Genomic DNA, 20,309 nt, shown 5'->3' with positions numbered 1-20,309 from the left:
CCCGAAATTCGGCAGGTGTCACTGCTTTGGTGCACCTGTTCGTGGTTTGAGGGAAACGTCTAAAACCATAGCACAGCGCGTGGTGCATCGCAGCAGAAATTGCGGCATGAAAGGTTGCCGAAAGCGTTGGCCACGCCACCTTCGTTCATATTGGCCATGTCCGCAATGTCTGTACATGGACCGCAAAAATCACAAATAGCGGTATCGGAAATCTTGTCCTGGATGTCACCCGGGTGACCTGCCCGCTGCTTACGCTGCGGACGCACTGCGCATCACGCGCTGCAACTTGCCACTCCCCCCGGACGAGACACGGACCATGACCCAAGCCATTCGAACCCTTGCCCGGCGGCACCCGCTGGGCATGCTGGCCGCCCTGCTGCTCTGCACGGCCTTGACCGCCTGCGGCGGTGACAGCGACAGCACGCCGCCGTCGAACACCCCCAGCAGCCCGGGAGCCAGCACGCCCGACGCCAAGCCGCAAATGAAGTGCGCGCCCTGATTGCCACGCCAGACCCGTACGCCAATCCACTGACCGCGCACCCAATCCTTCAGGGCAATCCGACATGACCTCCAGCAGCCGACGCAATTTTCTCAAGATGGCCGGTGGCAGCGCCGCCGCCTCCGCCGCCCTTTCCGCCTTCCCGCCGGCCATCCGCCGCGCGCTCGCCATTCCTGCCAACAACGCGACCAAGTCCATTCGCGACGTGGAATACGTGGTGGTGCTGATGCAGGAAAACCGCTCGTTCGACAACTACTTCGGCACCATGAACGGTGTGCGCGGGTTCGGCGACCGCTTCCCGATCCCGCTGCCGGGCGGCCGTAACGTGTTTCAGCAGACCTATGCCAGCGGCAACAAGAACCGCATCGTGCTGCCCTACCACCTGGACCAGACCGTCGGCAATGCCCAGCGCGTGAGCGGCACGCCGCATAGCCAGCCCGATGCCCAGGCCGCGTATGACCTGGGCCGCATGAGCGCCTGGCCCACGTCCAAGCAAATCCAGTCGATGGGTTACTACACCGAGCAGGAACTGAAATTCCAGTTCGCGCTGGCCAATGCGTTCACGTTGTGCGATGCGTACCACTGCAGCTTCCATGGCGGCACCAACACCAACCGCCTGTTTCACTGGACTGGCACCAACGACCCGTTCGGCACCCATGGCGGCCCGGTCATCGACAACAGCGGCGATTCGCTCGACGCCACCGGCATCAACTACACGTGGACGACGTACCCCGAGCGCCTGCAGGCGGCCGGCGTGAGCTGGAAGGTCTACCAGAACATGCCCGACAACTTCACCGACAACCCGCTGGCCGGCTTCCAGAAGTACCGCGCCGCCAACGCGGCGCGCGGCAACGCCGCGAATGGCTCGCCGTATCCGCCCTACACGCCGGCGGACGACACCACCAACCCGCTGTTCAAGGGCATCGCCAACACCATGCCCGACGGCGGCTTCCTGCAGGCGCTGCGCGACGACATCGCGGCCGGCACGCTGCCGCAGGTATCGTGGATCGTTGCCCCGGCCACCTATTCGGAACACCCGGGGCCGTCCAGCCCGGTGCAGGGCGCGTGGTACACCCAGCAGGTGCTCGATGCGCTGACCGCCAATCCCGATGTATGGAGCCGCACGGTCCTGCTGATCAATTTCGACGAAAACGACGGCTTCTTCGACCACGTGCCGCCGCCGTGCGCCCCGGCGCTCACGGCCAAGGGCGAGCCGATCGGCTACACATCGGACGCGCTCGACCCCAAGACCGAGTACTACAGCGTCGACAAGACGCCATTCGGCCCTGGCCCGCGCGTGCCGATGTATGTGGTATCGCCGTGGAGCCGCGGCGGCTGGGTCAATTCGCAGGTATTCGACCATACGTCGGTGCTGCGCTTCCTGGAGCAACGGTTCGGCGTGGCCGAAACCAATATCAGCGCGTACCGGCGGGCCATCATGGGCGATCTGATGACGGCGTTCGACTTCGTCAACCCGAACGCCAACGTGACGCTGGGCATCACGCCCCTGACGCAGTCCGGCGCTGACGCCGAGCGCGCCGCCCAGGATGCCAAGGCCCAGATTCCCGCGCCCGCCGTGACCGCCCAGCAGATGCCCACGCAGAAGCGCGGCACGCGCCCGTCGCGCGCCCTGCCCTACACGCTGCATACCAGCGGACTGGAAGATCCGGTTACCAACACGTTCTCGCTGCTGTTCAAGAATGACGGCAAGCAGGCCGCCGTGTTCCACGTCTACGACCGTCTGCACCTGAGCGATGTGCCGCGCCGCATTGCCCTCGACGCCGGCGATACCCATAAGGCCGAGATCGACGTCAGCGCCGATGGCGGCCGCTACGACTTCTGGGTGCTGGGCCCGAACGGCTACCACCGCGCCTTCGTGGGCGATGTCAGCGCGCAGAAGGCCGCCGGCGGCGGCGCGGCGCCCGAGATCCGCGTCTGCTATGACGAGGCCAATACTGAAGTCTGGCTGACGCTGATCAACCGTGGCACCGCGGCCTGCACGTTCACGGTCAGGCCGAACGCCTATCGCAACGATGGCCCGACCACCGTCGAACTGCCGCCGGGCAACCCGCATGACCTGCACTGGCCGGTCGGACCGCAGGGCAACTGGTACGACTTCACGGTAACCACCCAGCAAGGCGGATTCAGCCGCCGCTTTGCCGGGCGGCTGGAGAACGGTACGCATACCACGTCCGATCCCGCGATGGGCGTTTGAGTTACCGGCCCAGGCTCAGGTCCATGATCATGCGCGCCTCCAGGTAAAGGCGGCGTGGAATGGCGTCGATCAGGATGTATTCGTCGGCATTGGTGTGATAGCCCATGCCGGGCAGGCCCATGCCCTCCAGCACGGGCTTGCCCGTTAGCGCGGCGTAGGCGGCATCGCTGCCGCCGCCGGTGCGCGCGGTGGCAATGCCGATGCTGCCGCCCACCTCCTGGTAGATCGCCTGCCCTTTCGCGGCCAGCGCCTGGCCGGCGGCCGAGGCATTGAACGCCGGGCGCCCCTTCTTCATGTCGATGGTGATCTCGGCGGCCGGCAGGCGCTTGCGCCGGGCGCGCTCGTCGAGCATGGCGACGATGGCGTCATAGTCGTCGTTGCGGCCATAGCGCATATCGGCAGTCAGCGTGGCCGAGGCGGGAATCGCGTTCGACGCCGAACCGGCCGACGCCAGCGTCCAGTTGAAGCGGATCTCGCGGGCCTTGTCGTCGATGTCCTGCGTGCGCAGGATCAGGTCCGCCGCCTCGGTCAGCGCATTGACGCCCAGTTCGGGCGCGACGCCCGCATGCGAGGCCACGCCCTTGATAGTGACTTCCGCATGGGCGATGCCCGAGGTGGCCAGGCCAAAGCTCTCGGCCGTGGCAAAGGCCGGCTCGTGCGACAGAACATAGTCGTGCGATGCCGCCAGGCGCTGGATCAGCGCATGCGACCCGAACGAGCCGGTCTCCTCGTCGGTATTGAACAGCACGGTCAGCGTGCCGTAGTCGCGGAAGCCGCGCGCATCGAGCAGCCCCAGCGCGTGCAGGATCACGGCGATCCCGCTCTTGTCGTCGGCGATGCCCGGCCCGTAGGCGTGGTTGCCGTCGATCCGGAATGGCGCTTTGGCCAGGAATCCACGCGGATAGACAGTATCCATATGCGCCATCAGCAGGATCTTCGCCGTGCCGGTGCCCTGGAACACGCCGACGATGTTGTCGCCGACCACGCCGGCCTCGGCCGGATAGCGGGTCACGGCGGCGCCCAGATCGGCCAGCCGCGTGGCCAGGTAGTCGCCCATCGCCTTCATGCCCGCCGCGTCGCCGGGGCCGGTTTCGATATTGACCAGCGCCTCCAGCGTGGCCAGCACCGGGGCCTGCTGCGCCCTGGCGGCTGCATCGAGCGCGCTGTCGTAGGTCGGCGGTGCAGCGGCAGTGTCCGAACAGCCGTAAGACACCATCATTGCGCCAGCGATGGCCACCGCGCCAAGCAATCTCCTGTACATGGTGTTGACTCCTGAATGAAACAACCCCCTCGGCGTTGGCGCGGTCCGGGTCTCTGGATGGTCCTTCGCGCCGTGAGGCGGCATTATTGCCAGCCGCCGCACCATCGCGATTGACCGGGCGCATGGATTCGTCACGCTGTCATATTTCCGCCTTATAGTCGCCGGCTATCGCTATTTGCCCCCCGGGAGTTCCATGCTTGGCGACCTGCTGATGACCTTCTACGAGGTAGCGCGACAGGGCAGCATCACCACGGCCGCGCGTCAGCTGCGCGTGAGCCAGCCCACGGTCACCGGGCGCATCCGGCAGCTTGAGGAGCTGTATGGCGTGGAGCTGTTCCACCGCCGCGCCAGCCGCGTCGACCTCAGTGACGTCGGCGTGGCGCTCATGCCCGTGGCCGAGCAGATCATGCAGCAGGAGAGCAATGCCGACTTCCTGCTGCGCAATGCCGGCAACCTGCGCATCGGCAACCTGCGAATCGGCGCCACCGGGCCGTACTACATCCTGCGCAGCGTGGCCGCCTTCCGGCAACGCTACCCGGCTATCGAAATCAGCATCGAGATCGGCAACTCCAGGCAGATGATCGAGGCGCTGTACGAGTACCGCATCGACGCCGCCGTGTCGTCGCACGCGCTGGACGACGACCGCCTGCATCGCGTCACGCTGGCGGCCGACCCGATGGTGCTGGTGGTACACCCCGTGCATCCGCTGGCGCGCCGGCCCCGCGTGGAGGTGCCAGAGCTGTCGGCCTGCCATCTGCTGGTGCGCGAACAGGGGTCGATGACGCGCGAGGCCACCGAGGCGGCGCTGCGCGCGGCCGGCGCGGGCATGCCGCCCCATACGGTGATCGGCAGCCGCGAGGCCATCTGCGAGGCGATTCGCCACAATCTCGGCGCCAGCGTCATGCCGGAGGGCGAAGTGCCGCGCGATCCGGCGCTGGTCGTGGTGCCTTTCGCCAGCGCGGCGCCGGTGATCCACGAATACCTGTACTGCCTGAACGGCCGCCGCCACACCCGGCTGGTGGGCGCGCTGCTCGATTGCCTGGTCGCGCCCGCGGGCGCGGCCGCGCTGCATTGCGAGACGCCGCCGCCAGCGCCTATATTGAACTGACCCTTCCCCCTGAGCCCCCGCCGATGACCGGTCCGGTCCCTTCCAGTTTTCCGGAGTACGACCAACTGCTGACGCTGCTGGAAGTGGGCGCACCGTGGTTCGACACCCGCACCGCGTGCCATGTCAACGTGCCAGGGCGCACGTTCGCCGTGCCGGTGGCCAGCCTGGGCACGCAGGCGCCCGATGCACCGGCCATCGGCATCTTCGGCGGCATCCATGGCCTGGAACGCATTGGCACGCAACTGGTGCTTGACTACATGCGCTCGCTGCTGTGCCGGCTGAGCTGGGACGACCTGCTGCACCGGCAACTGGAAAGTGTTCGGCTGGTGTTCATGCCGATCGTCAATCCCGGCGGCATGTATAGCGCCACGCGCGCCAATCCGAATGGCGTGGACCTGATGCGCAACGCGCCGCAGAATGCCGATGCCCGCGTGCCCTTCCTGGCCGGCGGCCAGCGCATCGGCAGCTGGCTGCCCTGGTATCGGGGCCGGGCGGGATCGCCAATGGAAGCCGAAAGCATGGCGCTGCTGCGCGTGGTGGAATCCGAACTGCTGCCCCGTCCGCTAAGCTTTGCCGTGGACTGCCATTCCGGCTACGGCTGGCGTGACAGCATCTGGTTTCCGTATGCGCGCACGCATACCCCGATGGCCCACCTGCCCGAGATGTACCTGCTCAAGACCATGTTCGAACAGGCTCACCCTCACCATGGCTATGCCTTCGAGCCGCAGAGCCACCAGTACCTGCTGCATGGCGATCTCTGGGACTACGCCTACGATCGCACGCCGCCGGCATGCCTGTTCCTGCCGATGACGCTGGAGCTGGGGTCCTGGCTCTGGATCAAGAAGAATCCGCGTCAGTTGTTCTCGCGGGCCGGCATCTTCAATCCGATCAAGGCACACCGCACCGCGCGCGTGCTGCGGCGCCATGTGAGCCTGTTCGACTTCCTGGGACGCGTGGCGGTGGCGCCCGACCGCTGGCTGCCACAGGGGCCGCACCGCCAGCACTTGCTGGAACAGGCGCGCGCGCACTGGCAGAGCGGTAAGCCCGCGCCATGAGCGGATGGATCTTCCTGCGCGGCCTGACGCGCGAGTCGCGGCATTGGGGCGACCTGCCCGCGCGCTGGTCTGCCCACGGGCTGCCCGCGCCGCTGATGCTCGACCTGCCGGGCAACGGCGGCGCACGCCACCTGCCCATACCCGGCCATGTGCGTGGCATGACCGCTGCCGTACGGGCCGCCGCACAGGCCACGGGCCGCAGCGGACCGTGGCACATCCTGGCGATGTCGCTGGGGGCCATGGTGGCCACCGACTGGGCCCAGGCGTGGCCCGCAGAGGTCAGTGGCCTGGTGCTGATCAATACAAGCATGCGGCCATTCAGCCATCCCGCCGAGCGGCTGCGGCCGCGCAACTGGGCAGCCCTGCTGGACATGGCCCGCCACTGGCATGACCGCGCACGCTGCGAGCGCGTCATCCATCGGCTGACCTGCGAACGGCTCGATACCCGCGACGCCGACCTGGCGCGCTGGGTGGAAATCGGCCAGAGCGCCCCGGTGTCGCGCGAAGCGGCCTGGCTGCAGCTATTGGCCGCGGCCCGCTTCCGCGCGCAAGGCCGGGCGCCGGCCTGCCCGACGCTGGTGGTGTCATCCGATGCGGACCGGCTGGTCAACCCCCACTGCTCCGCGCGTCTGGCGGCAGCCTGGGGCGCACCCCACGCACGACATCCCTGGGCCGGGCACGACCTGCCGCATGACGATCCGCAATGGCTGTGCGAAACGGCTGGCGCGTCGATACACCGGCTCTGAGTCAGCCGCCCGCCCCCGTCGAATCCGACACCTGAAAGCACCTTTCACATTGCGAAATTCGCACCGGGCCAGCCCCGACGTGGCGGTTTCGTTGTGAGAAAACGCTTCCCACATCCCGAAATTCGCACTCTATCTCATTGAAAAATAAGGATAAACAAAGTCTTATGTCTTATATAAGAGTTGGTTGCTGCGCAGCAAAACCGCCATACAATTATTTCCACGCTGCTCGGCTTCGAGACACCCGGCGGCACCCGCAACCCTTCACTCAAACACGCTTACTTCCCAGGAAATCGACATGGCCCAGTATCAAGACGACATCAAGGCAATTGCAGCGCTGAAGGCAAGCCACGGCAGCGCGTGGGACGCCATCAACCCCGAGTATGCCGCCCGCATGCGTGCCCAGAACAAGTTCAAGACGGGCCTGGACATTGCGCGATACACCGCAAAGATCATGCGCGCCGACATGGCCGCCTACGACGCCGACCCGGCCAAGTACACGCAGTCGCTGGGTTGCTGGCACGGCTTCATCGGCCAGCAGAAGATGATTTCCATCAAGAAGCACTTCAAGAGCACCGAGCGCCGCTACCTGTACCTGTCGGGCTGGATGGTCGCCGCGCTGCGCTCCGAGTTCGGCCCCCTGCCGGACCAGTCGATGCACGAGAAGACCTCTGTCAGCGCGCTGATCCGCGAGCTGTATACGTTCCTGCGCCAGGCCGATGCCCGTGAACTGGGCGGCCTGTTCCGCGAACTCGATGCCGCCACCGGCGCCGCCAAGGCTGCCATCCAGGAGAAGATCGACAATCACGTGACCCACGTGGTGCCCATCATCGCCGACATCGACGCCGGCTTCGGCAACGCAGAAGCCACGTACCTGCTGGCCAAGCAGTTCATCGAAGCGGGCGCCTGCTGCATCCAGATCGAAAACCAGGTGTCCGACGAGAAGCAATGCGGCCACCAGGACGGCAAGGTCACCGTGCCGCACGAAGACTTCCTGGCCAAGGTCCGCGCCATCCGCTACGCGTTCCTGGAACTCGGCGTGGACGACGGCATCATCGTGACCCGCACCGACTCGCTGGGCGCCGGCCTGACCAAGCAGATCGCCGTGACCCACACGCCGGGCGACTTGGGCGACCAATACAACTCGTTCCTGGATTGCGAGGAAATCTCGGCCGACTCGCTGGGCAACGGTGACGTGGTGATCAAGCAGAATGGCAAGCTGATGCGCCCCAAGCGCCTGCCGAGCAACCTGTTCCAGTTCCGCGCCGGCACGGGCGAAGCGCGCTGCGTGCTGGACAGCATCACGTCGCTGCAGAACGGCGCCGACCTGCTGTGGATCGAAACCGAAAAGCCGCATATCGAGCAGATCGCCGGCATGGTCCGCGAGATCCGCAAGGTCATCCCGAACGCCAAGCTGGTGTACAACAACAGCCCGTCGTTCAACTGGACGCTGAACTTCCGCCAGCAGGCCTACGACGCGATGAAGGCCGCGGGCAAGGACGTGTCGGCCTACGAGCGCGGCCAACTCATGAGCGCGGAGTACGACGATTCCGAACTGGCCCAGCTTGCCGACGAGAAGATCCGCACGTTCCAGGCCGATGCCTCGCGTGAAGCCGGCATCTTCCACCACCTGATCACGCTGCCGACGTACCACACCGCCGCGCTGTCGACCGACAACCTGGCCAAGGAATACTTCGGCGACCAGGGCATGCTGGGCTACGTGGCCGGCGTGCAGCGCAAGGAGATCCGCCAGGGTATCGCCTGCGTCAAGCACCAGAACATGTCGGGCTCGGACATCGGCGACGATCACAAGGAATACTTCAGCGGCGAAGCCGCCCTGAAGGCGGCCGGCAAGGACAACACCATGAACCAGTTCTGATTTTCTGGAGCCATGGCCGAAACGCCAACCCATCACGGGTTGGCGTTTTTCTTTGCTCCGCAGCGACACGTTATCCGAAAGGGTCGTGCGCGGCGCTCACTCGCTGCCTTCAGGTTGCCAATCCGCTTTCGGTATCCGGTACATTAGCCGTCGAGCACCAAAAACGGAGACAACCATGACACGCATTCGCGTTGAAGGCTTCACCATCTCGCTCGACGGTTACGGCGCAGGCCCGGACCAGGACATCGACAATCCGCTCGGCCTGGGCGGCACGGATCTTCACCAGTGGCTGCTTCCCACGCGCACGTTCCAGCAAACCCTGTTCGGCAAGGACGGCGGCACCACCGGTATTGACGATGATTTCGCGGCCCGGGGCTTTCAGAATGTCGGCGCCTGGATTCTCGGGCGAAACATGTTCGGACCCATTCGTGGCGAATGGCCGGACACAAGCTGGAAAGGCTGGTGGGGAGACAATCCGCCGTATCACGTTCCAGCCTTTGTCCTGACGCACCACCCGCGTCCCGCCATCGCAATGGAAGGCGGCACGACGTTCCATTTCGTCACAGGCGGCATTCAGGAAGCGCTCGACCGCGCACGCGAGGCGGCTGCCGGCAAGGACGTGCGGATCGGCGGGGGCGCGGATACCATCCGGCAATATCTCCGCCGGGGTCTCATCGACGAACTGCACATTGCCATCGCGCCGGTCCTGCTCGGCCGGGGAGAACCGCTGTTCGAAGGGATCGACCTGCGGGCCCTTGGATATGAATGCGTGGAATTCGTGGCGACGGAAAAAGCCACGCATACCGTCCTGCGCCGCCGGGGAACAGCCGCCAGTTGAGAACCTGCAGCACGGGCCTTGCCACAGATTGTTGTCGAGCGATCAACATACTGAAGGCTTTCGCGACCCTACTGCCATTCGTCCGCGCTACCTAGAATCCGTCGCAACGATGGTTGCACAAGCCGTGCGACGGTCGAGGAGGATGTCCGCCCGGTGAAGCGGATCGCGCGTGCCGCCCAGAGCGGCCTACCCACTCAATTGACAGGACGAATGAAAATGAGCGAAACAATCCGCAACGTGCAGCCGGTGATTGCCAACCTTGGCAGGGATGGTCCCGGCGAACTCGTGCCTTCGCGCTATGCCGTGCGCGTGGGGGATGTCGATGTGGTGCTGATCAGCGACGGCATTCTGCCGCTGCCGACTTCCACCATGTCCACCAATGTGAGCGCGGCGGACCGCAACGAATGGTTTGATGGCCGCTTTCTGCAGCGCGACATGTTCGACTGGGCGCTGAATATCGCGCTGGTTCGCAGCGGCGACCGCCTGATCCTGATCGACTCGGGCGTGGGCGATGGCTTCGAGTACTTCACGCGCGCCGGCCGGTCGGTCATGCGCCTGGAAACGGCCGGCATCGACCTGGCTGCGATCACCGACATCGTCATCACGCACATGCATATGGATCACGTGGGCGGCCTGAACGTCGATGGCGTAAAGGCCAGGCTGCGCCCGGACGTGCGCATCCACGTGGCCGCCGCCGAAGTCGAGTTCTGGAAGAACCCCGACTTCAGCAAGACCGTGATGCCGGAAACGGTACCTCCCGCGCTGCGCAAGGCGGCGGCCAGGTTCGTCGAGCTCTACAGCGAGCAAATCGTGCAGTTCGACCAGGCCGTTCACGTTGCGGCAGGCGTAACGGCGCGCGTTACGGGCGGGCACACACCGGGGCACTGCGTGGTGGACGTCGCATCTAATGGCGAAAAACTGACGTTCGTGGGCGACGCAATTTTCGAAGTCGGCTTCGATCATCCGGAATGGCAAAACGGCTTCGAGCACGAGCCTGAAGTGGCGACGAACGTGCGCATCGCGCTGCTCAACGAGGCCGCCGAAACGGGCGCCATGCTGGCCGCCGCGCATATCGCCTTCCCGTCCATCGGCCATATCGCGAAGAACGGCAACGGCTTCCGGTTCGTGCCGGTACAGTGGGACTACTGATGGATACCGATGCCGGCGCTGCCAGCCCTACCTGAAGGGCGGGTGTCGCCGGGCCATAAAAAAACCGCCCGGTGGCGTTATGCCATCGGGCGGTTTTCCATTCGGCAATCCAAGGCAGGCGCTTACAACGATCCGCAGGTCACCTGGGAGTCCAGCAAGGCCTTTGCCCGCTGGTTGCACAGGGCGCCCAGCAAGGTCTCGGCGGCGGCATCCAGACGTTCGTGGGTGCCAAACAGACGCGCGGCGATCAGGCCGCTTTGCAGTGAACCGTAGATCACCTGGGCGAGCATCGCGGGCGGCACCGGATACGGCGTCTCGCGCTCGCGCTGGCCGCGCTCCAGCAGCTTGGTCAGCCACCCTTCGTTGATGTGATAGAACTCCTTGAGCACATGGTGCACCGACTCGGGCAGGCTCAGGATTTCGGTCGACAGCATGCCGGCCAGGCAGATCTGCCCCGAGCCGCAGGTCTGGCGCAGCGGGTCCAGATACTGACGCGCCTGTTCCAGCACCGGCAGGCTCGAATCGATGCCGGCCAGCCGCTCGGAAATGCGCCGGCTGTACTCCTTCACCGCTTCCAGGACCAGATCGTCCTTCGACGGAAAGTAGTAGTGAATGCTGGAAGTCTTGACCCCCACCAGCTCGGCCAGGTCGCGATAGCTGAATCCATTGAAACCGCGGCTGCGGATCAGGACCAGCGTATGTTCGAGCAGTTGCTCGCGGACAGGTTGCGTTTTCATGGCTGGAACTTTATCTACACGAAGATAGATACTCAACCGGGATTTTCCCGGAGTCAACCGTCGGGCGGTTCAGGCCAGCGCCTGCACCACCACTGTGATGGCTGCACCACTGACGGCGCAGAGCGCCAGCCATCCGCCCAACACCAGGGCGTCGCGTCGGATCGCTTCCATGGTAGTTCGCCTGCAAAAAAGCAGACGGACACCCTTGTGGGGCGCCGTCTGCGTCGGGTTATCGCCAGATCATGGCGAGATTCGGGGTGTCAGCCTCGATCAGGCCAGGGCGCCGTCGGTATAGACGTCGGCCGCGCGGGCACCGTCGAAGTACGGGTTGCGCGGGCCATTGCCGCGGGCGCCGTCCAGGTACGGATCCACCTTGCGGGCCGGGCTGGCGGAAACGCCCTTTGTGTCCAGGCCGGCGACGAAGCGCGCACCGTCCAGGTACGGATCGGCCGTGCGGGCACCGTCGGTAAAGCCGTCGCGGTTTGTGATGCGGGCGCCATCGGTGTAGACATCGCGCTTGCCGATGCTGGCCACCAGGCCATCGCGGTTGGTTACGCGGGCACCGTCGGTAAAGGCGTCGCGGTTACCGATGCGGGCCCCATCGGTGAAGGCGTCCCGGTTACCGATGCGGGCACCGTCGGTGAAGGCGCTGCGTTGGTCGTTCACACGATACGTATAACCGTAGGCTTCGCCGCTCGGTTGCGCGGCCTGGGCGGCGCCCGTCACGAAAGCGGCTGCGAGGGTGGCGGCGGTCAGGATGGTCTTGGCGTTCATGGTGCTCTCCTTGCTATGCCCGGCGATCTGGTTCGTTGGTCGATCGCGCGGCAATGGGTCTGTGCTGCAATTTCAGCGGCCTTCTTTTTGGTCCTCACTGCATCTGCTATCTACTGCTAGATAGAGGACCAGGGCTAAAAAAAAGACCGCCTCCGGTTACTGAAACTGCCTGGTGTTGCTTGGACCGTTTCGCGTTGCCTTGCCGTCTTGCCTTTCGGTTTGGGCGCTGCGTCGCTGTCCATGGGCTGAATACTATCTACCTGTAGATAGATAAGCAAGAAGAAATTCGGAGTCAGGGTTAAAAACATTTCTATCGCCACGATTGAAGGCGTTAATTCAGCGGCTATCCCATTGAATTTTAACTATTTAGGTGGCATCCGAAGCCACCGATTCCACGACACCCGCTTCCCATTGGCATCACAAGTGCTAGGGTTATCACACCTGCCCGCCTTTTCTCATCGTCATATGCCGCCCGTCCCGACCGCGCAATCTGCTCCTCTCAACTACCGGCGATGGTTTGCGGGCGCACTTGGCCTGGCGAGCCTGGCCGTAATGGCGGGCGTCGGCCGCCTGCTGCTGTACCGCGCCATCGAACGCGAGGCGTTCGTGCCCGGCCAGGTCGGCACGCTGCAGCCCGATGACCTGGGCGTGACGTCGCGGCAATTCACGTTCGAGAGCGGCGATCGGACGCTGCATGCCTCCTGGGTGGCGGCCGCCAATCCGACCGCGCCGGCGTTGGCGGTCTTCCATGGCGACGAGGAATGCCTGGCCGACTGGGCGCCCGTGCAGGCGTTGCTGCACGCGGCAGACATCAGCTCATTCGTGTTCGATTACAGCGGATACGGCACCAGCACCGGCACGCCAAGCGTGAGCCACCTGCGCGAAGATGCACTGGCCGCCTTCGCACAGTTCCGCGCTGTCACCCCTCTCGCGGCGCGGCACTATGTCATCGGATATTCGCTAGGCAGCGGCGTGTTGCTCGATGTACTGAACGATCTGCGACCATTGCCCGACGGGCTGGTGATCGGCGCGGGCTTCTGCTCGGCCCGGGCGGCGGCCGTGGCCACCGGGCTGGTCCCACGCTGGCTGGCCTGGGCGCTGCCGAACCCGTGGGACAACATCGCCCGGCTGCGGGTGTCAAAACTGCCCGTGATGCTGATTCACAGCCGGCGCGACGAGACCATCCCGTTCCGCCAGGCCGAGCACCTGGCCCGCGCGGCACATGGCCCGAGCCGGCTGGTAGTCTTTGAAGACCTGCCGCACAACGCCGCCATCGAGACGCCCTTCATGAAGACGTTCTGGGCGCCCGTCATTGCGTGGCTCCAGGGCGGCCCGCTCCAGGACAATTGAGCCCGAGGCGCGGCCGGGCCGGCGGCTACAGCTTGAACTCGCCCACCACCTTCTGCAGTTCCTGCGCCTGTTCGGCCAGTGCCGCCGATGCGGCAGCGGCCTGCTCCACCAGCGCGGCGTTCTGCTGCGTCACGTCATCCATCTGCGTGACAGCCACATTCACCTGTTCGATGCCTTCGCTCTGATGCTCCGACGCCACGGCGATCTCGCCCAGGATCTGGGTCACACGCCGCACGGCCTGGACGATTTCCTCCATGGTCTGCCCGGCCTGGCCCACCAGCGCCGAGCCATTTTCCACCTGGCGCGCCGAATCGCTGATCAGCACATTGATTTCCTTGGCCGCCGCCGCGCTGCGCTGCGCCAGCGTGCGCACCTCGCCCGCCACCACGGCGAAGCCACGGCCCTGCTCGCCGGCGCGCGCCGCTTCCACCGCCGCGTTCAGCGCCAGGATGTTGGTCTGGAATGCAATGCCCTCGATCACGGCGATGATGTCGGTCACTTTGCGCGAACTGACGCTGATCGCGTCCATCGTCTGCACCACGTTGCTGACGATGGAGCCGCCGCGTTCGGCGATGCCCGACGCGGACGCCGCCAGACCGTTGGCCGTGCGCGCGCGTTCGGTGTTCTGCTTCACCATGGCGGTCAGTTCGCCCATGCTCGACGCGGTTTCCTCCAGCGTGGCCGCCTGCTCCTCGGTACGCTGCGACAGATCCGTATTGCCCGCCGCGATCTGCTGCGAGGCCGACGAGATCGAATCACTGGCACCCTTGATGCGCGTCACCAGCTCGGTGAGCATGTCCTCCATCTCGCCGAGGCCGCCCAGCAGCCGGCCGAAGTCGCCGCCGCGCTCGGTCTCGAAATCCTTGCTCAGGTCACCCGCGGCGACAGTTTCGGCGATGAATTCGGCTTCCCTGAGCGGCGCCTCGATCGCGCTGGCCAGCCGGAACCAGCAGATCACGCTGAAGACCAGCACGACAATGGCCAGCGTCCACAGCCAGCTGCGCGTGGTGCCATCGGCCACCTGGCCCAGCGCCAGCACCAGCATGGCCGCCACCAGCAGCACGATGACGCCAAATGCCGCACCCAACCGGGTGCGCATACTCAAGTTGTCCCAGGCCATGATCGGTTCCGCTCCTCGATGATTTCCCCAAGTTATCCGGGGCTATCGATGGACTAACGGCCGATCCGGGACAAAACTTTAGGGCCGCATCTGCAGCGAAGCGGCAGTCTGGAGATCGGCGCCCCAGGCTTGCGCCAGTTGCCGGCAGCGCCCCAGCGGCAGCGCCTGCCGCTCGACATCGACCACGACCACGTGGTCGGCCCAGGCCGGACGCGCCGGGGATTCGGTGCTGCGGCCATCGGTCAGCAGCCACAGCCACCGTTGCTGGACAGGCCGGCGGCGGGCCTGCCACGCCAGCAACTGGTCGGCCCGCGCCGTTCCCAGCGACAGTGGCGTGCCGCCACCGCCCGCAATCGGCCGGATCCAGTCGTCATTCCACGGACGGGCGCGTGCCGGCGCCAGCCGCACTTCCGCGTGCTGCCCCGCAAAGCAGACCAGCGCCACATCGGCGCGCGCCTGATAGGCCCGCTCGACCAGCCGCGCCAGCACGCCCTTGGCCACGGCCAGCGGCTCGCCGTGGGCCATCGAGCCGGAACAGTCGAGCACGAAACAGTGCAGCACCCCGGCGCGCGCATCGGTGCGCCGGAAGCGCAGGTGCGCGGCATCCAGCATCGCGCGGCGCTTGGCGGCCAGCGTGCGCGGCCAGTGAATACGCGCACCGGGCGTGCCACCGTGCGCGGTTTGCCCTGGCGATGACGGACGGATCGATTGCCACCGATGACCGCCGGTCCGGGCGGGGCCGGACGGCCGCCGGTGGCTCAGGCTTTTTTTGGCGGTAGCGTCCCGAACGGCTTCAACGGCTTGACCTCGGCCATGCCAGCGGCTTGCGGCGGCGGCAACGCGCCCCAGGGGTCGGCGGCCGCACCGGCCTGCGGCTCCGGAGTCGGGGCCGGCGCGCGGCCCGATTGCGGCGGGGCACCGGCATGGCGGCGGTGATGGAGCACCAGCTCGGCCACGGCGTCCACATGGGTGGTGCCGATGTCAGCCGCGCCCTGCCATGCGGCCAGTGCGCGAGCCGCCCGGAGCATCACCAGGTCCGCGCGCACGCCGTCCACGGCAGCCGCCAGGCACAGCGCGCTGACGCGGTCATGCACGGCGTCGCCGAATGGCAGCGCGCCAAGCGCCGCGCGGGCGCGCACGACCTGGCTGGCCAGCACCTGCTGGCGCTGCGCCACCCTGGCGCGGAAGGCATCGGGATCGGTATCGAACGCCAGCCGGGCGCGCACGATCGCCTGGCGCGCGGCCGGGTCCTCGTAGTTCGACAGGGCCAGCGCCAGCCCAAAGCGGTCCAGCAGTTGCGGCCGCAGTTCGCCCTCCTCGGGATTCATCGTGCCGACCAGCACGAAACGCGCCGGATGCTGGTGCGAGACGCCATCGCGCTCCACCACGTTGACGCCGCTGGCCGCCACGTCGAGCAACTGGTCCACCAGCGGATCGGGCAGCAGGTTCACCTCGTCGACGTACAGCACGCCGTCGTGCGCCCGTGCCAGCAGGCCGGGCTGGAACCGCACCTCGCCCTGCTGCAGCACGTGGCCCAGGTCCAGCGTGCCGGTCAGCTGCTCTTCGCTGGCGCCCAGCGGCAGCGTCACGAACTGGCCCGTGGGCAGCAATTCGGCCAGCGCCCGCGCCGCGGTGGACTTGGCGGTGCCGCGCGGACCCGTGACCAGCACGCCGCCGATGCCGGGGTCAACGGCGGCCAGCAGCAGTGCCTGTTGCAGGGCTTCCTGCCCCACCAGGGCGCTGAACGGAAAGATCGGGCGCAGGGTCGCGCCATGGGCGGTGTGGGTCATTGCATCCCTTCCAGACGCTGTTCGTTGCCGAGCAGATGATGGGCGATGCGCTCGCGCTGGTCGCCCGGTTCCTGCCAAAGTCCGCGCTCCATGGCTTCCAGCAGGCGCTCACATATGCCCTGCAGGGCGCGCGGATTGTGCCGCGCCAGGAAATCGCGCGTGGCATCGTCGTGCACGTAGGCATCGGCCACCAGCGCGTACTGGTGATCGCCCACCACGCGGGCCGTGGCATCGTAGCCGAACAGGTAGTCCACCGTGGCCGCCATTTCGAACGCACCCTTGTAGCCGTGCCGCTTTACGCCATCGATCCACTTCGGATTGACCACGCGCGTGCGGATCACGCGGGCGATCTCCTCGCCCAGCGTCCGCACGCGCGGGGCCGCCGGGTTGGCGTGGTCGCCGTGATAGATGGCCGGCTGCGCGCCGCCCAGGTGGCGCACGGCTGCCACCATGCCGCCCTGGAACTGGTAGTAATCGTTGGCGTCCAGGATGTCGTGCTCGCGGTTGTCCTGGTTCTGCAGCACCACGTCGATCTCTGCCAGCCGGGTGGCAAACGTGTCGCGGGCCTCGACGCCATCGGCCTGCTGGCCGTACGCGTAACCGCCGGCGTGCAGGTAGGCATGGGCCAGGTCGCCATCGGTCTGCCAGTGCCGCCCGTCGATCAGGGCCTGCAGGCCCGTGCCATAGTCGCCCGGCCGCGCGCCGAATACGCGCCAGCTGGCGCGTTCCAGCGCAGCGTCGGCGTCCATGCCCTGCTGCGCCAGCGCATGCTGTTCGGCCAGCACGCGGGCGCGGATCGGGTTGACGTCCTCGGGTTCGTCCAGCGCCGCCACCGCCCGCACGGCGGCATCGAAAATCGCCACCAGGTTGGCGAATGCATCGCGGAAGAAGCCGGACACCCGCAGCGTCACGTCCACGCGCGGGCGGTCGAAGATGGCCATCGGCAGGATCTCGAAATCGACCACGCGATGGCTGCCATGCGCCCATTTGGGCCGAACCCCCAGCAACGCCATGGCCTGCGCGATATCGTCGCCGCCCGTGCGCATGGTGGCCGTGCCCCAGACCGACAGCCCCACGGCACGCGGGTACTCGCCGTGCTCCTGCAGGTGCCGCTCGATCAGCTGGTCGGCCGCGCGCAGGCCCAGCGTCCAGGCCGTGCGCGTGGGCACGGCGCGCGTGTCGACCGAATAAAAGTTGCGCCCGGTGGGCAGCACGTCGGGGCGGCCGCGCGATGGCGCGCCGCTTGGCCCGGCGGGCACGAAGCATCCCCGCAGCCCGCGCTCCAGTTGCAGCAGCTCCTGCGGGCCGCAAGCATCCAGACGCGGCGCCACGTGTTCGCGCAGGCGTGCCAGCACGGCGGCCGACTGCGGCCCGGCCGGCGCGTCTTCATCCAGCAGGCGCAGTGCCAGCACTTCCAGCCGCTCGCGCGTATCACCATGATGGCGCCACGGCGCGTCATCCACGGCGGCCAGCGCCTCGGGGCGGGGTCCAGTCCAGGGCGCGGCCCAGTCCGCGTCGAGCGGATCGAAGCCATCGCCCAGCGACAGGTCTTGCGCCAGCGCACCCAGCAGGCTGCCCCGCCCGTCGAGCCCATCGCCCACCGGAAAGCGCGCCAGCGCGGCCAGCGTATCGCGGCGCTGGCGACCCTGCGGCGACTGGCCGAACACATGCAGGCCGTCCCGGATCTGGGACTCCTTCAGTTCGCACAGCCAGGCATCGGTACGGTTCAGCAGCGCGTCTTCCTCGTCGCCACTGGACGGGGCGTCGATACCCAGTTCGCGGTGCAACTGCTGGCCGACGATCGATTTCAGGATCTCGCGGCGCAGCAGCTTCGCGCGGCGCGGGTCCACGGTCAACGCCTCGTAGTATTCGTCCACCTGGCGCTCCAGGTCCTGCAGCGGCCCGTAGTTCTCCGCGCGCGTGAGCGGCGGCATCAGGTGATCGATGATCACGGCCTGGGCACGCCGTTTGGCCTGCGCGCCCTCGCCGGGGTCGTTGACGATAAACGGATACAGGTGCGGCAGCGGGCCCAGGATCGCGTCGGGCCAGCAGGCATCCGACAGCGCCACGCTCTTGCCCGGCAGCCATTCCAGGTTGCCATGCTTGCCGACATGCACCACGGCATCGATGCCGAAGGTGTGCCGCAGCCAGAAATAGAACGCCAGGTAGCCGTGCGGCGGCACCAGTTCGGCATCGTGATAGCTGGCGTAGTCGTCCACGCCATACGCTCGGGCGGGCTGGATACCGACGAACACATTGCCGGTGCGCACGCCGGCAATCATGAAGCGGCCATCGCGCACCATCGGATCGGCGTCCGGGCTGCCCCACCGGGCGGTGATGGCGTCCTGGTTGGCCTGCGGCAGTTGCGCGAGCCACTCGCAGTAGTCGGCCATCGCCACGCTCTGGAACGCGGGCCGCCACGCATGCTGCGCCAGATCGTTGGTCACGCCGCGCGTCAGGCCCTGCATCAACGCATCGCCATCGGCAGGCAGCGGTCCCACGGTATAGCCGGCGTCCTTCAGCATGGCCAGGATCCGCACCACCGACGCCGGCGTGTCGAGCCCGACACCATTGCCGATGCGCCCTTCGCTGGCCGGGTAGTTGGCAAGGATCAGCGCCAGGCGCTTTTTGGCGGCCGGCAGCGTGCGCAGCCGGCACCAGCGGCGCGCCAGTTCGGCCACGAAACCCACTCGCCCGGCGTCGGGCCGATAGCGCACCACATCGACCTCGGTATGCGGGCACCGATACGCCAGCCCCTTGAAGCTCACCGCGCGCGTGATGATGCGGCCGTCCACCTCGGGCATCGCCACGTGCATGGCCACGTCGCGCGTGCCCAGGCCCTGGCTGTCGGCCAGCCAGTCCTCGCGATTGCCGCCACTCAGGATCACCTGCAGCACCGGGGCGTCGTTGGCCAGCGGACTATCGGCTTCGCCCGCCGTGTCGAGCGACGCCACCGAGAACGCCGTGGTATTGAGCACCAGCGAGACGCCGTGGGCGTCGCACAGCCGCTGCAGCACCTCGCGGCAGATCGGCTCCTTGAGCGAACTGACGGCCAGCGGCAGCGGACACAGGCCTGCGTCGAGCAGCGCGTCGGCCATCGCGTCGAACACATCGGTATTGCCGGCCTGCAGGTGCGACCGGTAGAACAGCAGCGCCACCACGGGCGCGCCATCGAGCCCGCGCGCCGCCCATTCGCGCTGCCAGTCGTGCACCGTGGCCACGCCATGATCGCGATGGTAAAGCGCGGCCTGCGGCAGCACCTGCGCCGGAAGCACCGGCACCGTGTGGCCATAGGCATGCTGGCCCAGGCAGCGGAAGAACTGCTCGGCATTGGCCGCCCCGCCCTCGCGCAGATAGCGCCAGAGCTGGTGCGACAGCGCCGGTGGCGCGCTGCCAAGCCGCCCGATGTTGTCGTCTTCTTCCAGGTCGCCCGAGAACATCACCAGCAACTGCCCACGGGCGCGCGCCAGTTCGGGCAGCCGCTCCAGCCCGTAGGCCCAGTCACTGGCCCCGCCCAGGTGGTCCACCACCACCACCCGCGCGTACTGCAGGACGTCGTCGATATAGAGATCGAGCGACGCCGGCTGGCGCAGGTACATCTGGTTGGCCAGCCGCACGCTCGGGTAGTCGGCGCCCAGCCTGGGCACGGCGGCGGCCAGCAGCGATAGCGTGGTGTCGGCCGCGCTCAGGATGACGATGTCGCCCGGCGTCTGCGCAATGCGCAGCACCACGGCGCTGTCTTCGACAAAGCCGCCGGGCCGGGTGGACAGCAGATGCATCGCCTGGGTCGC

16 protein-coding genes are annotated in these 20,309 nt (G+C 66.8%); 9 read left to right on the top strand and 7 right to left on the bottom strand.

Features of this window, described 5'->3' with window-relative positions; translation table 11 throughout:
* Positions 1–316: 316 nt before the first annotated feature.
* Together BLQ58_RS11130 and BLQ58_RS11125 are read left to right on the top strand one after the other, a co-directional pair.
* Positions 317–499, top strand: a complete 183-nt coding sequence (locus tag BLQ58_RS11130) for a hypothetical protein (RefSeq protein WP_092597714.1) — start codon at positions 317–319, stop codon at positions 497–499.
* 64 nt (positions 500–563) lie between these two features.
* Complete coding sequence (locus BLQ58_RS11125) at positions 564–2,714, top strand: phosphocholine-specific phospholipase C (RefSeq protein WP_092597711.1); 2,151 nt, start codon at positions 564–566, stop codon at positions 2,712–2,714.
* Position 2,715: 1 nt separating this feature from the next.
* Here BLQ58_RS11125 and BLQ58_RS11120 read toward each other — a convergent pair whose 3' ends face one another.
* The gene (locus BLQ58_RS11120) at positions 2,716–3,975 is read right to left on the bottom strand and encodes a glutamate carboxypeptidase (protein WP_092597708.1); all 1,260 of its coding nucleotides are present in this window, start codon (positions 3,973–3,975) and stop codon (positions 2,716–2,718) included.
* A 193-nt stretch (positions 3,976–4,168) separates the two neighbouring features.
* Here BLQ58_RS11120 and BLQ58_RS11115 point away from each other — a divergent pair, with 193 nt between their 5' ends.
* The 6 genes from BLQ58_RS11115 (at position 4,169) to BLQ58_RS11090 (ending at position 10,747) form a co-directional block, all read left to right on the top strand.
* Entirely contained in the window at positions 4,169–5,083 is a 915-nt protein-coding gene (locus BLQ58_RS11115) for a LysR substrate-binding domain-containing protein (RefSeq protein ID WP_092597705.1), read from the top strand.
* 23 nt (positions 5,084–5,106) lie between these two features.
* The gene (locus BLQ58_RS11110) at positions 5,107–6,138 is read left to right on the top strand and encodes a M14 family zinc carboxypeptidase (RefSeq protein ID WP_092597703.1); all 1,032 of its coding nucleotides are present in this window, start codon (positions 5,107–5,109) and stop codon (positions 6,136–6,138) included.
* Complete coding sequence (locus tag BLQ58_RS11105; RefSeq protein WP_092597700.1) at positions 6,135–6,884, top strand: alpha/beta fold hydrolase; 750 nt, start codon at positions 6,135–6,137, stop codon at positions 6,882–6,884. Before BLQ58_RS11110 ends, BLQ58_RS11105 begins: the two co-directional genes overlap by 4 nt.
* A 295-nt stretch (positions 6,885–7,179) precedes the next feature.
* Positions 7,180–8,760: an isocitrate lyase gene (locus tag BLQ58_RS11100; RefSeq protein ID WP_092597697.1), complete on the top strand. Its 1,581-nt coding sequence runs from the start codon at positions 7,180–7,182 to the stop codon at positions 8,758–8,760.
* A 175-nt stretch (positions 8,761–8,935) separates the two neighbouring features.
* Entirely contained in the window at positions 8,936–9,598 is a 663-nt protein-coding gene (locus BLQ58_RS11095) for a dihydrofolate reductase family protein (protein ID WP_092597694.1), read from the top strand.
* A gap of 216 nt (positions 9,599–9,814) precedes the next feature.
* Entirely contained in the window at positions 9,815–10,747 is a 933-nt protein-coding gene (locus tag BLQ58_RS11090) for an MBL fold metallo-hydrolase (protein WP_092597691.1), read from the top strand.
* A 122-nt stretch (positions 10,748–10,869) separates the two neighbouring features.
* On the opposite strand, the gene BLQ58_RS11085 is transcribed toward BLQ58_RS11090, so the two are convergent.
* Positions 10,870–11,484: a TetR/AcrR family transcriptional regulator gene (locus BLQ58_RS11085; protein ID WP_092597688.1), complete on the bottom strand. Its 615-nt coding sequence runs from the start codon at positions 11,482–11,484 to the stop codon at positions 10,870–10,872.
* A gap of 270 nt (positions 11,485–11,754) precedes the next feature.
* The gene (locus BLQ58_RS11080) at positions 11,755–12,258 is read right to left on the bottom strand and encodes a copper resistance protein CopQ (protein ID WP_092597685.1); all 504 of its coding nucleotides are present in this window, start codon (positions 12,256–12,258) and stop codon (positions 11,755–11,757) included.
* A 465-nt stretch (positions 12,259–12,723) separates the two neighbouring features.
* On the opposite strand from BLQ58_RS11080, the gene BLQ58_RS11075 reads away from it, so the two are divergent.
* Complete coding sequence (locus BLQ58_RS11075) at positions 12,724–13,608, top strand: alpha/beta hydrolase (RefSeq protein WP_092597682.1); 885 nt, start codon at positions 12,724–12,726, stop codon at positions 13,606–13,608.
* Between the two features lie 25 nt (positions 13,609–13,633).
* On the opposite strand, the gene BLQ58_RS11070 is transcribed toward BLQ58_RS11075, so the two are convergent.
* The 4 genes from BLQ58_RS11070 to cobN form a co-directional block, all read right to left on the bottom strand.
* Positions 13,634–14,707 carry a methyl-accepting chemotaxis protein gene (locus BLQ58_RS11070; RefSeq protein ID WP_092597679.1) on the bottom strand — a complete coding sequence of 358 codons (1,074 nt, stop codon included), beginning with the start codon at positions 14,705–14,707 and terminating at the stop codon, positions 13,634–13,636.
* Positions 14,708–14,806: 99 nt separating this feature from the next.
* Positions 14,807–15,340 (bottom strand): vWA domain-containing protein, encoded by a 534-nt coding sequence (locus BLQ58_RS11065; protein ID WP_092597676.1) that lies wholly within the window; start codon positions 15,338–15,340, stop codon positions 14,807–14,809.
* Between the two features lie 146 nt (positions 15,341–15,486).
* Positions 15,487–16,518, bottom strand: a complete 1,032-nt coding sequence (locus BLQ58_RS11060; RefSeq protein ID WP_092597673.1) for a magnesium chelatase ATPase subunit I — start codon at positions 16,516–16,518, stop codon at positions 15,487–15,489.
* Positions 16,515–20,297, bottom strand: a complete 3,783-nt coding sequence (gene cobN / locus BLQ58_RS11055; protein ID WP_092597670.1) for a cobaltochelatase subunit CobN — start codon at positions 20,295–20,297, stop codon at positions 16,515–16,517. The genes BLQ58_RS11060 and cobN overlap by 4 nt, the downstream gene beginning before the upstream one ends.
* Positions 20,298–20,309 lie beyond the last annotated feature (12 nt).

Origin of the sequence: Ralstonia sp. 25mfcol4.1 (assembly GCF_900104095.1) — a bacterium.
Taxonomy (GTDB): Bacteria; Pseudomonadota; Gammaproteobacteria; order Burkholderiales; family Burkholderiaceae; genus Cupriavidus.
The sequence above is the reverse complement of the archived record's forward strand: the minus strand, read 5'-3'. Positions and strand labels throughout refer to the sequence as shown.